16 protein-coding genes are annotated in these 12,346 nt (G+C 72.1%); 7 read left to right on the top strand and 9 right to left on the bottom strand.

Going from position 1 to position 12,346, the window contains the following annotated elements:
- Positions 1–6 precede the first annotated feature (6 nt).
- Together KV557_RS13190 and KV557_RS13185 are read left to right on the top strand one after the other, a co-directional pair.
- Positions 7–795, top strand: a complete 789-nt coding sequence (locus tag KV557_RS13190) for a TrmB family transcriptional regulator sugar-binding domain-containing protein (RefSeq protein WP_308129879.1) — start codon at positions 7–9, stop codon at positions 793–795.
- A 179-nt stretch (positions 796–974) separates the two neighbouring features.
- Positions 975–2,360: an AfsR/SARP family transcriptional regulator gene (locus KV557_RS13185; RefSeq protein WP_218200069.1), complete on the top strand. Its 1,386-nt coding sequence runs from the start codon at positions 975–977 to the stop codon at positions 2,358–2,360.
- A gap of 14 nt (positions 2,361–2,374) precedes the next feature.
- Here KV557_RS13185 and KV557_RS13180 read toward each other — a convergent pair whose 3' ends face one another.
- From KV557_RS13180 to KV557_RS13155, 6 genes are all read right to left on the bottom strand, one after another.
- On the bottom strand, positions 2,375–2,575 hold the full coding sequence (locus KV557_RS13180; RefSeq protein ID WP_218200068.1) for a hypothetical protein: 201 nt from the start codon (positions 2,573–2,575) through the stop codon (positions 2,375–2,377).
- 100 nt (positions 2,576–2,675) lie between these two features.
- Positions 2,676–2,906: a DUF6269 family protein gene (locus tag KV557_RS13175; protein ID WP_218200067.1), complete on the bottom strand. Its 231-nt coding sequence runs from the start codon at positions 2,904–2,906 to the stop codon at positions 2,676–2,678.
- Positions 2,907–3,181: 275 nt separating this feature from the next.
- On the bottom strand, positions 3,182–3,799 hold the full coding sequence (locus KV557_RS13170) for a vitamin K epoxide reductase family protein (protein WP_218200066.1): 618 nt from the start codon (positions 3,797–3,799) through the stop codon (positions 3,182–3,184).
- Positions 3,796–4,593: a DsbA family protein gene (locus KV557_RS13165; protein ID WP_218200065.1), complete on the bottom strand. Its 798-nt coding sequence runs from the start codon at positions 4,591–4,593 to the stop codon at positions 3,796–3,798. Before KV557_RS13165 ends, KV557_RS13170 begins: the two co-directional genes overlap by 4 nt.
- A gap of 92 nt (positions 4,594–4,685) precedes the next feature.
- Positions 4,686–5,345: a hypothetical protein gene (locus KV557_RS13160; RefSeq protein ID WP_218200064.1), complete on the bottom strand. Its 660-nt coding sequence runs from the start codon at positions 5,343–5,345 to the stop codon at positions 4,686–4,688.
- Between the two features lie 118 nt (positions 5,346–5,463).
- Complete coding sequence (locus KV557_RS13155) at positions 5,464–5,910, bottom strand: SRPBCC family protein (RefSeq protein ID WP_218200063.1); 447 nt, start codon at positions 5,908–5,910, stop codon at positions 5,464–5,466.
- Between the two features lie 169 nt (positions 5,911–6,079).
- On the opposite strand from KV557_RS13155, the gene KV557_RS13150 reads away from it, so the two are divergent.
- Positions 6,080–6,949: an Fpg/Nei family DNA glycosylase gene (locus KV557_RS13150; protein ID WP_218200062.1), complete on the top strand. Its 870-nt coding sequence runs from the start codon at positions 6,080–6,082 to the stop codon at positions 6,947–6,949.
- Between the two features lie 24 nt (positions 6,950–6,973).
- Here KV557_RS13150 and KV557_RS13145 read toward each other — a convergent pair whose 3' ends face one another.
- Positions 6,974–7,174 carry an SAM-dependent methyltransferase gene (locus KV557_RS13145; protein ID WP_218200061.1) on the bottom strand — a complete coding sequence of 67 codons (201 nt, stop codon included), beginning with the start codon at positions 7,172–7,174 and terminating at the stop codon, positions 6,974–6,976.
- A 189-nt stretch (positions 7,175–7,363) separates the two neighbouring features.
- Entirely contained in the window at positions 7,364–7,678 is a 315-nt protein-coding gene (locus KV557_RS13140; protein ID WP_218200060.1) for a hypothetical protein, read from the bottom strand.
- On the opposite strand from KV557_RS13140, the gene KV557_RS13135 reads away from it, so the two are divergent.
- The 4 genes from KV557_RS13135 to KV557_RS13120 all read left to right on the top strand — a co-directional run bounded on the left by KV557_RS13135 (position 7,662) and on the right by KV557_RS13120 (position 11,480).
- Positions 7,662–8,288 carry a polysaccharide deacetylase family protein gene (locus KV557_RS13135; protein WP_218200059.1) on the top strand — a complete coding sequence of 209 codons (627 nt, stop codon included), beginning with the start codon at positions 7,662–7,664 and terminating at the stop codon, positions 8,286–8,288. The genes KV557_RS13140 and KV557_RS13135 overlap by 17 nt on opposite strands.
- 153 nt (positions 8,289–8,441) lie before the next feature.
- Complete coding sequence (locus KV557_RS13130; RefSeq protein ID WP_218200058.1) at positions 8,442–8,768, top strand: hypothetical protein; 327 nt, start codon at positions 8,442–8,444, stop codon at positions 8,766–8,768.
- Between the two features lie 154 nt (positions 8,769–8,922).
- Positions 8,923–9,795, top strand: coding sequence for a sulfurtransferase (locus tag KV557_RS13125; protein ID WP_218200057.1), 873 nt, complete (start codon positions 8,923–8,925; stop codon positions 9,793–9,795).
- Positions 9,796–9,977: 182 nt separating this feature from the next.
- A complete protein-coding gene (locus tag KV557_RS13120; protein ID WP_218200056.1) occupies positions 9,978–11,480 on the top strand; it encodes a M1 family metallopeptidase in 1,503 nt (500 codons plus the stop codon).
- A gap of 13 nt (positions 11,481–11,493) precedes the next feature.
- Here the strand turns inward: KV557_RS13120 and KV557_RS13115 are convergent, their stop codons facing one another.
- The gene (locus KV557_RS13115) at positions 11,494–12,315 is read right to left on the bottom strand and encodes an aminoglycoside N(3)-acetyltransferase (RefSeq protein ID WP_218200055.1); all 822 of its coding nucleotides are present in this window, start codon (positions 12,313–12,315) and stop codon (positions 11,494–11,496) included.
- Positions 12,316–12,346: the final 31 nt, after the last annotated feature.

Here is a 12,346-nt window from a genome sequence, read left to right as displayed (position 1 = left end):
GTAGAGGTGTCGGATCGGGCCGTCGATGACCTGGAGGAGGCCCTGCTCGGGGTGAGCGCGCTGATCGAGTCGACCGTCGCGATCAACCGCGACCGGTACTCCACCGACCGGCTCATCACCACGATCGCCGGCCCCTACCGGAAGGTCCTCGACACGGCACAGGAGATGATCACCGGCGCCCGGTCGACCATCGACATCCTGCACGCCCGGCGGGTCCAGGAGGAGGAGCGGACGGAACGTTCCGAGCGTCAACTCCTGTACAGGGCCGACCCGTCCGTCTCCATCCGGCTGCTCTGCTCGCCCGAGCTGCTCGACGAGGGCTTCGTCCGGGAACAGCTCGGCCGCGAGCACCCGGTGGCGATCCGGGTGGCCCGGGTCCCCCCGCTCCAGGCGATCATGGTCGACCGGGCGAGGGCGCTGGTGGTCACCGGCCCGGCGATCAACCGGCGGGCCTCGGTGATCCGGGTGCCCGAGGTGATCCACACCCTGCACATCCTCTTCGACAACGTCTGGCGGGGCGCCGTACCGGCCGGCGAGCGCATCGTCTTCGGCGACCGCGCCCGGGCGGCCTTCGCGCGCCAGATCCTGGGCGCGCTGCGCGCCGGGGTCACCGACGAGGTCGCCGCCCGCGACCTCACCGTCTCGGTGCGGACCTACCGGCGCTACGTCGCCGAGATCATGACCCTCCTGGGCGCCAACTCCCGGTTCCAGGCCGGGGTTCGCGCGGCCGAGCTCGGACTGCTGCCCTCGGACGGCCGGGACGGCCGGGCCCCGGGCCGCCCCGGTCCCGAGTGACCGGGCCGCCCCGGTCCCGAGTGGCCGGGCCGGCCCGGCCGGCGGCACCTTCCTGACAGCGCGGTTGTTGCGGCTTTCGTCCCGCTGCGAGACTCCCGTCGAGAAACGACGTGAACCCACGTCTCCAACCCGGCTGCCCGGTCGTCGCATCGTCGCGGCCGACTGCAGGAGGGCAGCTCGTGCACCAGGTGGTCTTCCGAGTCCTCGGTCCGCTCGACATCCGGGTGGCCGGCCGGCCGATCCCCCTCCACGGCGCCCGTCAACGCACCATCATGGCGGTGCTGTTGCTCGCCCCGAACCGGGTCGTCTCGGTCTCCGCGCTCGCCGACGCGGTCTGGCACGGGCGGCCCCCGGCCACCGCGCGCAACCAGATCGCCATCTGCATCTCCGCGCTGCGCAAGACCTTCAAGGACCGGGCCGGGGCCGGCGACATCCTGGTCACCGGCCACCCCGGCTACCTGCTGCACGCCGAGGGCCACCGGATCGACGCGGTGGAGTTCGAGGAGCGCGTCACCGAGGGCCGGGAGGCCGCCCGGCGCGGCCGGCCGGACGAGGCGAGCGGCCGGTTCGAGGAGGCGCTCGCGATGTGGCGCGGGCCCGTGCTGGAGGGCATCCCGGCCGAGCGCGTCGAGGCCGAGGCGGCCCGGCTCACCGAGCTGCGCCTCAGCGCGTACGAGGAGTACGCCGGTATCCGGCTCCGGCTCGGCCGGCACCGCGAACTGATCGGTGAGCTGCAGTCCTTCATGCGGGCCCATCCGCTGCGCGAACAGGCCATGGCCCACCTGATGCTCGCCCAGTACCGCGCCGGCCGGCGCGCGGAGGCACTGGAAACCTTCCGGACGGGCCGCGGCCTGCTCGCCGAGGAGCTCGGCATCGACCCCGGCCCCGCCCTCCGGGAGCTGCACGCGGCCGTGCTCGCCGACTCCCCCCGGCTGTCCGCACCCGATCCGGAGATGACGCTGGGCGAGGTCGTACCGCTGCCCGGCCACGGCGAGCGCGGGGTGCGTGCGGGGTTCCGCCTCGGCTACCGGGATCTGTCCCCGTCGGCCGCGCGGATGTTCCGGCTGCTCGGGCTGCTCCGGGTGCCCGATTTCGCGGCCTGGGTCGGGGCCGTCCTGCTGGGCATCGGGCCGGCGGTCGCCGAGGACGTCATCGAGCAGCTCGTGGCCGCCCAGTTGCTGGAGCCGTTCCCTGCGGTCGGCGGCCGGGTCCGTTACCGCTTCCAGAATCTACTGCGGCTGTTCGCCTGTGAGTGCGCGCTGGAAGAGGAGACCGAGGGGGAGCGCCGGGCGGCGGTGTACCGCGCTTACGGCGCCTGGCTGGATCTCGCCGCCGAGGCGCACCGTCGGCTGAACCCGGCGGACGGCGGCGCCGTCAGGGCGCGGGGCGCCTCCTTCGCGCTGCCGGCCGAGTTGGCGGAGGGCCAGCTGGCCGACCCCGCCGGGTGGTTCGAGAGCGAGCGTGCCTGCCTGATCAGCCTGCTCGGGGCGCTGGAGACGGGGGCGGCGCCGACGGACGGCCGGTGGGCGGTCACGCGTCGGCTGGTCGCGTACGCGGAGCCGTGAGGGCCCCGGGCGGGTCACACCCAGGGGTCGTCCGCCAGGACGACTGCGGTGGCGGTGGGCGCAGGCGTGGGGGTGCCCGCGGCCGTCGCCGAGCCGGTCCCGTCGGCCGGGATCGCGACCGTCACCGCGCCGGCGACGGCGAGCAGCACGGCGGCGCGGGCCACCCACTGGGCGAGGTGGGCGCGGGTCTTGGCGACGATCGCGATGCGGTTCATCGGGGTCCTCCTCGGACTGTCGGGGGAGGCGCTCGGTGCCTGTTCCCCTGATGCCGAGAACGCTACGGACGCGCTCTTTGGAGGCCGTTTCGATTCTCTTTCACAGGCCGTCCCCCAGGTTTTCGGCCTGCTCGCCCGGCTCCTCGCCCTCCGTGGCGTGCGAGGTGATCAGCTGGGTCAGGACATCGATGTAGGCGGCGAGGACCTCCCCCCAGGGCGCGTCGCAGGCCTGCAGGTGGGCCTCTTCCTCGGCCTCGTGGTCCTGCTCGATCTGGTCCAGCACGGACAGCGGGTGGGGGATCCGAACGGGGTTGAGCCGGTCGTCGCTCATATGTCCTCCTGAATGCGGCGCTTGTCCCTTCTGAGGCCCCCGTTCGGCCCAGCATCGGCGACCGCCCTATGCGGCGCCTTGATCCGACCTGTATTTACACACGCGGAGGCTTCATTCGGTTCCCACGGGCAGACGGTTCCCCCGGGATCAACCCGATCGCCGAGGAGGCCATCAGCGGAGAGGGACATGGAGAGGACGATCTTGCGGCGCATCGGCGGCCTCGCGGGAGAGCGGCGGTCGTCCGGCCCCGGGAGTCCGGGGCCGGACGACGGGGCTCAGATGAGGGTGCTCCAGTAGTACCAGAAGCGGTTGAGGATCAGCAGGGCGATCGCCGCGTACCAGAGCGCCGGCACCACCCAGTGGTAGCGCGCGGCTTCCCGCACCACCGGGCGCAGCCCCCGTCCGACCGGGATGATGCCGGAGCGGAGGTTGTGCAGGGTGGTGTACCAGAACAGCGGGATCATCGCGGCCCACACCACCATGCAGTACGGGCAGAGCGCGCCGATCCGGTACAGCGCCTGGTACATCAGCCAGGTCACGAAGCCGATCCCGAAGACCGTCCCGGCCTGGAGGCCGAGCCAGAACCAGCGCCGGTACGCCGCCCCGGCGAGCAGGGCGGCGCCGATCGCGATCACGACCGCGAAACCGGCCAGGCCGAGCAGCGAGTTGGGAAAGCCGAAGGCCTCGGCCTGGTCGCTGCGCATGATCGAGCCGCAGCTGATGATCGGGTTGATGTTGCAGGTGGGGACGTACGACGGGTCCTTCAGCAGCTTGATCTTGTCCAGCGTGAGGACCGTCGAGGCGAACAGGCCGACCGCGCCGCCGATCAGCAGCAGCCAGGCGAACGGGCGGCTCGCGCCGTACGTCCGCGCCGCGGGGGCGGCGGCCGTCATCCGGTCACCTGCTTGACCATCGCGGTGAACTGCTCGGGAGTGGCGGCCTTGCCGTTCGAGAGGACGTCCAGCTTCTTGCCGTCCAGCTTGACGGTCGGGGTGCCGGTGACGTCGCTCTTGTTGAACGCCTCGTTGACCTTGGCCGCCCACGGCCCGTAGGTGCCGTCCTGGACGGCCTTGACGAAGGCGTCGGTCTTCAGACCGGGCACCTGGCCGGCCAGGTCGAGCAGGTGGTTGACGTCGCCGAAGCCGTCGGTGCGCTCGTCGGGCTGGTTGGCGTAGAGCACGTCGTGGAACTGCTTGAACTTGTCCACGCCCTCGTTGAGGGCGGCGCCGGCGGCGGCCAGCGCGGTGCGCGAGCCCTTGCCGCCGAGGTTCTTGTCCAGGAACGTCGCCAGGTGGTACTCGATCTTGTACGTGCCGGCGTCGGCGAGCTGCTGGACGGTCTTGCCGGTGGTGGTCTCCAGCTGCTCGCAGTACGGGCAGCGGAAGTCCTCGTAGATCTCCAGGGTGTGCGGGGCGTCCGCCTTGCCGTAGGTGATCACGGTGCCGTCCGGGCCGCCCGCGTTGGCGGGGGCGACCAGCGGGCCGCTCGTCGCAGCGTCGGCGGACCCGGAGCCGGAGGAACCGCCGACGGCGAAGGCCACGCCCGCCGCGAGGGCGAGCACGGCGGCGGAGGCGGCGCCGACCACGACGCGGCGGCGGATCCGGTCGGCGCGCTCGGCCTGCTCGCGGGCGGCGCGCATCCGCTCGGTGGCGGAGATCTTGGTGCTGGTCCTGCGGGTGTTGCTCATGGGGTGTCGTCCTGTGCTCTCGGGCGTGCGGAAGGGCGGGCGCGCACGGGCGCGCGGCGAGAGGACCGGCCGGGAACCGTGGGTGCGGTTGCTCAGCAGGCCGGGGCGAGCACCGGCGGACCGCGCCGGACGGCCGGGCCGAGCACGACGGCCTCGGCGGGGACACGGACCCGGCTGGCCCGCGGGAACGGCACCCGGGCCACCGGACGGGCCGGGACGGGCGCGGCGAGCAGCAGCTGCCGGCGAGCGGCGGCCGGCAGGTGCCGGTGCAGGAAGTCGCCCAGTATCCGGGCGGACCGGGCGAGACCGGCCAGGGCGGCATCCGCGCGGCGCAGCCAGAACGCGCCGGCCAGCGCGATCGCCGTGTGCAGCAGCAGGAGCAGCAGCACCCCGGTCTGCTGGGACACACCGTGACCCAACAGGAAGCCGCCCAGCGAACCGCCGCCGCACAGCAACGGGTCGAAGCCGCGGGCGGCGCCGGGCGGCAGGGACGGGCAGGTGGCCTGCGCGAAGCCGAACAGCGCGCTCACGCCCAGCTCCAGCGGCAGGAACACCGCGGCGATCACCGGGTAGCCGCGCTCGCGGCCGGCCAGGGCGAACGCCACCGCGAACACGGCGGCGGAGCCGACGGCGAGCGTGCCGGACGGCAGCGGGCGGCCGGTGACCAGCACCTGGCCGAGCCCGGCGAGCAGCACGACCAGCGCGGCGAAGACCGCCGCGCGGAGCGTCCTGGTGACCGGGCCGATGTGCATGGCACCCGAGTCTGCCACAGGTTGAAACCCGGACGGTCGGGCCGAAGGCCCGCTGTGAAGAGCCTCACCACCGCCGCTGAGCTGGGCTTATGTCGCGCTTACGGGTACGCCTGCGGGTTCACCGGGCAGCGGCGGCCACCCGCGCTTCGACCAGGTCCCGGAAGTGTTCGAGGTCGCCGCGGACGGTCCGCTCGATCGCCCCGGCCAGGGCAAAGCCACGTGGCCCGCCGAAGGCCTCGTGGACCTCCTCCGGGTCGTACTCCACCCGGATCTGCAGCCGGGTGTGCCCCGGGTCGAGCGGCAGCAGGGCGAACGCGCCGTGCAGCTGGAGCCCGTCCAGGGTCCGCCAGGCCATCACCCGGCCCCGGCCGCGGTCGGTGATCTCCGTCTCGACGTCCCGCGCGGCGCCTCCGATCTCCACCCCGAGGTGCGCCAGGTTCTGCCCGTGCGGCGAGGCGCTGCGCACCCCGTCGACGAACTGCGGGTAGTCGTGCACCCGGTGCAGCTGCTCCCAGGCGGCGAGCACGGGGGCGGTGATGTCGATCTGTTCCTCAAGGGTGTTCATGAGTGAACCGGACCTCCTCGGCGGATCGCGGGCAGTTCCAGCCTGCGCCCGCGCGAGGGCGTGAGCCAATGGCGCGGGGTGCGCGCGGGGCGCGTGGGAGGTGGCGTGGGGGCCGAAGTGGGGGGCTGACGTGTGGGCGGGGCCGGGGTGGGTGGGGGAGACTGGGCGCATGCCGGAGCTGCCCGAGGTCGAGGCGTTGAGCACCTTTCTGTCCGAGCGGTTGACCGGGCGCGTCATCGCCCGCGTGCAGCCGGTGGCGATCAGTGCGCTGAAGACGTACGACCCCCCGGTCACCGCGCTGGAGGGGCGGACGGTCGGACCGGTGGCGCGGCACGGCAAGTTCCTGGACATCGAGGCCGGCGGGCTGCACCTGGTGATCCATCTGGCCCGGGCCGGGTGGCTCCGCTGGAAGGACAGCCTGCCCGCCGAGCCGCCGCGGCCCAGCCCGAAGAACCCGCTCGCGCTGCGGCTGCGCCTGGAGGGCGAGGCCGGTGACGGCTTCGACCTCACCGAGGCGGGGACGAAGAAGGGGCTCGCCGTCTACGTGGTGAAGGACCCGGCCGAGGTGCCCGGGGTGGCCCGGCTCGGTCCGGACCCGCTGGACCCGGGCTTCACCCTGGACGACTTCGCCGCGCTGTTGCACGGCGAGCGGCGCCGGCTCAAGGGGGTCCTGCGGGACCAGAGCGTGCTGGCGGGCGTCGGCAACGCCTACTCGGACGAGGTGCTTCACGCGGCCCGGATGTCCCCGTTCAAGCTGGCGTCGAGCCTGACCGAGGAGGAGACGGCGCGCCTGTTCGAGGCGCTCGGTAGCACGCTGCGTGACGCGGTGGAGCGTTCGCACGGACTCGCGGCGGGGGAGCTGAAGGCGGAAAAGAAGCTCGGGCTGCGGGTGCACGGCCGCACCGGGCAGCCGTGCCCGGTGTGCGGGGACACCGTGCGCGAGGTGTCGTTCGCGGACTCGTCGCTGCAGTACTGCCCGACCTGCCAGACGGGTGGGAAACCGCTGGCCGACCGGCGGCTGTCCCGGCTGTTGAAGTGAGCGTTGTTGAGAGGCGGGCTCGCCTCACTTCAACAACGGTCGGACGGGCTCAGCGCTTGATCGCGACGCCGCCCCAGTAGTACGCGGCCTGCCGCCCAGCCCGTAGTCGTAGACGCGCGCCGAATGCGGGGTGGCGGTGTCGACGCCGAAACGTTCCCACTGGCTCGGCTCGGCGGGCTCGTCCTCGCGCCGGGTCCGGTCCGGGAAGTCCTGACTTGTCGTCATGGCCACGTCCTCTGATGGCAGATCATCACACTGGAGGGGGTCAGCGAAGCGGTCCGGTGAGGAAGCTGGGCATGCGGTGGGGAAGGCCCGGCGGGCTTGGGCCGTCGGAGTGGTGATCCGGTCTGTCGGAGTTGCCGTCGGGGAGCGGGACCGGCGGGCGGGGCAAGCATTCAGGATGCTGTCAGATCGTCAGATTACCTCGCAAATCATCTCGAAGATCACGTCGCGCAGACTGCTGCTGGTCGCCGCCGGGATGTCGCTGCTCGGGGCGGCCGGCGGCTGCCGGAGCCCGTTCGGCGGTGGGGAGGCCGCCCCGTCGCCCACCGCCGCCGCCGCGGAGGCGGGCGCCTCCGGGGCCGAACCGGTCGGGTCCCCCTCGCTGTGGGCCTCGGCGGGCGGGTCGCCGGGTGCCGCGCCGACCACCCCGTCCGCGGTGCCCTGGCCGGCGGCCTCGCCCACCGCGTCGAGCACGGCGAGTGTGCAGCCCGTGCAGCCCGTGTACAAGGCGCTCACGGTGGCGGAGAACAAGCCGGTGTACGAGCTGGACCCCGCACAGCGGGTGGTGGCGCTCACCATCGACGACGGCCCGGACCCGCGGTACACCCCGACCGTGCTGGCGTTGCTCCAGCAGTACGGCATCCGGGCGACCTTCTTCCTGATCGGGGAGAACGCCGTCGAACACCCCGCGCTGGTGCGGGATATCGCGGACCGTGGCCACCACATCGCCAACCACACCTGGACCCACCCGGACCTGCGGCACCTGTCCGAGAGCCAGGTCCGGGACGAGCTGGAGCGCACCTCGGACCTGCTTCTCCGGACCACCGGCCGCCTGCCGACCTGGTTCCGCGCGCCCGGCGGGGACTGGTCGGAGGTCTCGCTCAAGGTGACCGCCGACCTCGGGCTGCGGAACATGAGCTGGTCGGTGGACCCGCGGGACTGGGCCCGGCCCGGGACGTCGGTGATCATCGACCGGATCCTCAAGGACGTTCGGCCCGGTTCGATCGTGCTCAACCACGACGGCGGCGGCGACCGGTCGCAGACGGTGGCGGCGATGAAGACGTACCTGCCGGCGCTGATCGACTCGGGGTACTTCTTCACGGCCCCGCCGAACTGAGGACGCGAGGGGGCGTTCAAGGTAGCGGCTTTCCGCCTTAAACCACCCGAAAGTGTGGATTGGGAGAACCGTTTCTGCGGATTTTCGGCCTCTAGGGTGATCTCGCACCAATGAACCAGGTACCGCCGGGTGCCACCTGAAAGGCCATCAATCATGCGTCTCCGCAACACCGTGCTCGCCGCCGCCAGCGCCATCGCCCTCGTCCTCGCCGTTCCCGTCTCGGCGAATGCCGCGACCGGCGACTTCCTCTACAAGGTCGGACCCGGGGTCGAGACCGGCCTGGCCGACCCGCAGAGCGGCCGGTGCATCGACCTTCCCGGGACGACGGAGGAGACGCCGGGCTTCGCGCCCTGGAACCTCACCTCGTCCACGGCCACGGTGTTCCTCGACGCTCACTGCGACGGCGACGTCTTCTACGTCATGAACCCGGGCAAGAAGCTCGGCGACCGGCTGAAGCTGCGCTCGGTCGTGTTCTCCTGAAGAGCTCCTGAGCAGCTCCGGAACAGCGAGGACCGGTGGGGTGGCCGGGGTCGGACGGTCGGCGTAGGTTCGAACTGTCCGGCCCGGTCGCCGGCGCATCGCCGTGCCCTTGATCGGGCGCCTGAGCCCTGGGCAGAGTGAAGGAGGGCCTGGGATGACCGGCAACGGCTATGCACATCCCGAGAGGCTGGTCCACACCGAGTGGCTGGCCCACCACCTGGACGACGGGACCATCCGGATCGTCGAGGTGGACGAGGACACCACCGCGTACGACCAGGGCCACATCCCCGGTGCGGTCGGCTGGAACTGGATCACCGACCTGCACAGCCGGGTCGGCCGCGACTACGTCGACCGGGAGGGCCTCCAGCACCTGCTGCGCGCGGCCGGCGTGGAGAACGACACCACTGTGGTGCTGTACGGCGGCAACAACAACTGGTTCGCCACATACGCCTTCTGGCTGCTGCGGCTGCGTGGCTTCGAGCCCGTCCGGCTGCTGGACGGCGGGCGGAAGAAGTGGGAGCTGGAGGGGCGCGAGCTCACCCAGGAGGTCATGGACTATCAGCACAGCACCTTCCGGCTGACCGGCCCGGAGCATCCGGAGCTGCGCGCACTGCGGGACGAAGTGCTCGGCAGGGCCGAGGTTTTCGCCAAGCCCGGCGCGGACGCCGTGCTGGTCGACGTCCGCTCGCCCGCCGAGTTCCGGGGCGAGCTGATCGCGCCGCCGCACCTGCCGCAGGAGCAGGCGCAGGTGCCCGGGCACATCCCGGGCGCGGTCAACATCCCCTGGTCGCAGGCGGCCAACGACGACGGGTCCTTCCGGTCGGCGGAGGAGCTGCGGGCGCTGTACGGGGGCAGGGGCGTGGAGCCGGAGCGCGAGGTGATCGCGTACTGCCGGATCGGCGAGCGGTCCGCGCACACCTGGTTCGCGCTGACCGAGCTGCTGGGGTACCCGCACGTGAAGAACTACGACGGCTCGTGGACGGAGTACGGCTCGCTGGTGCGGGCACCGGTGGCGCTGGGGGCGTGAGGCCGGCCGGGACGGGGGCTGCTTCGGCCGGTTGCATTATTTCGGCTTGTTTCTTTGCATGAACATCTCACAATCAGGGAGTGGAGCCGGGGCTGCCGGGACAAGGATCGATCCGACCCTTCGTCCCAGTGACCCTGGAGGACCCGTTGCACAAGAGGCTGATCGTCTCTGCCGCGAGTGCCATGACCCTGTTCCTGGCCGTCCCCGCATCGGCCACCGACTTCCAGCCCGGCACGGCCAGTGCCGGAGATCCGTACTACCCGACCTATGGCAACGGCGGGTACAACATCTCCCACTACGACATCAGGCTGAAGTACCAGCCCGCGACCGACGAGCTGGAGGGGACCACCACGATCCTCGCCACCGCGACCCAGGACCTCTCGCGGTTCGACCTCGACTTCGCGCTGAACGTCCAGGAGGTGCGGGTCAACGGGCGGCCGGCCACCTTCGCCACCAGCGGGGAGCAGAAGCTGGAGATCACGCCGGCCCGGCCGCTCGCCAAGGGCAGCCTGACCACTGTGGTCGTGCGCTACAAGGGCGTGCCGTCGACCGTGAAGAAGTACGGCTTCACCGCCTGGCAGCGGACCCCGGACGGCGCGGTGGCGGCCGACGAGCCCGAGGCGGCGTGGTGGTGGTTCCCGAGCAACGACCACCCGAGCGACAAGGCCACGTACGACATCTCCGTCCAGGTGCCCGACGGCAACGAGGTGATCAGCAACGGCATCCTCGTCGGCAAGAGCTCCCAGGCCGGGTGGACCCGCTTCAGCTGGCGCGAGAACAAGCCACAGGCGACCTACCTGGCCACCCTCGCGGTCGGCAAGTTCGACGTCACCCAGGACACCACGGCGAGCGGGATCCCCGTCTACAACGCCTACAGCAAGGACCTCGGCGAGAACGCCGACGCCGCGCGCGCCAGCGTCGAGCGCACCGGCGAGATCGTCGACTGGCTCAGCGGCTACTTCGGCGACTACCCGTTCAGCTCGGTCGGCGGCTACGTGCCCAACGTCAAGGCCGGGTACGCGCTGGAGAACCAGACCCGGGTGTTCTACGGGCCCAAGCAGTTCGCCAAGGGCTCCAACGCCTCGGTGGTCGTGCACGAGCTGGCCCACCAGTGGTACGGGGACAGCGTCTCGGTCTCGCGCTGGAGCGACATCTGGCTCAACGAGGGCTTCGCGACGTACGCGCAGTTCCTGTGGTCCGAGCACCAGAACGAGGGCACCGCGCAGGAGCTCGCCGACTACGTCTACGCCTCGCACCCGGCCGGCGACAAGTTCTGGACCGTCAAGCCGGGCGACCCGGGCGCGGACAACCAGTTCGACGCCGCCGTCTACGACCGGGGCGCGGTGGCGATCCAGGCGCTGCGCAACACCGTCGGGGACGACGCCTTCTTCCGGATCCTGAAGGGCTGGCCCGCCGAGCGCCGCTACGGCAACGCCACCGTCAAGGACTTCCAGGCGTACGCGGAGAAGGTCTCCGGGCAGTCGCTCGGGGACCTCTTCACCACCTGGCTGTTCACGCCCGCGAAGCCGGCCGTCGGACCGGTGCCGCACGCCGGCGCCGGCGAGGCGGCCTCGCTCGCCGCGCGCTCGGACGCGGCCGGCGCCGACGAGCCGCGCGCGGTCGTCGAGCCGAAGTCCTGGAAGAAGATCCAGGAGGCCAACTCCGCGCACGCCGGCGAGCGCTGACCCCGGCGCCGCGTCACACCCCCGCGCCGTCCGCCGCCAGCAGCTCCGTGAAGCGGCGGACGGCGAAGGGTATGAGCGCGCGCACCGGGAGCAGCCGACAGGGCGCGCTGCCGACCAGCACCTCGCGGATGCTCGCCTGCTCCTCGAACTCCCGGCCCACGGGCGGGAAGTGGGTGTCGTTGTCGTTGCCCACGTCGGTCGTCTCGATCCAGACGCGCTCGCCCGCGACGGCCATCGGGAAACGGCGCAGCTTGAGGCGGGGATCGGGGGTGAGGGACTCCGCGTAGTGCAGGAAGGTGTTCCGGTTGTGGCCGACGCCGATCAGCAGGACGGACGCGTCGAGGTCGTGCAGCACCCCGAACGGAGACTCGCGGCCGACCGCGTCACCGAGCGACTGCCGGGCGGTGATCCGCTCGGCCTGCGCCCCGACGGCGGCGACCGACGCCTGCGGGTGCGGGCTGCGCCGACTCTCCGGGAGCGTGCGCAGCGCCTCCGCTATGGCGCCCATGGGGGACGGCATGCCGGGATGGAACAGCGGGACGGCGGCCCGCCGTTCGGCGACCCCGGGAGTCGGCACGCCGGTGTGCTCCGGGTGCGGATCGCAGACGATCGAGGTGGTGAAGGCCGGGACGGCGACGGTGCCGGTGGGCCCGACGGCCGCGCGCAGGCTCGCAACGACCGCGGCGGCGCCGCCCTCGACCGGGCCGAGGCTGGAGAGCGAGGAGTGCACCATGAGTGCCATGCCCTCGTGGACGCCCATCGCGCGCCAGGCCTCGGTGAGCCGGGCGGTGGTGAGCTGATCGGTGGTGAGTGGAGTCGAGTCGTGTGTGCCCATGGTGCCCCCGTTCGTTCTGTGGTTCGGGGCG

This window comes from Kitasatospora aureofaciens, from assembly GCF_019192735.1.
GTDB lineage: Bacteria > Actinomycetota > Actinomycetes > Streptomycetales > Streptomycetaceae > Kitasatospora > Kitasatospora aureofaciens_A.
The sequence above is the reverse complement of the archived record's forward strand: the minus strand, read 5'-3'. Positions and strand labels throughout refer to the sequence as shown.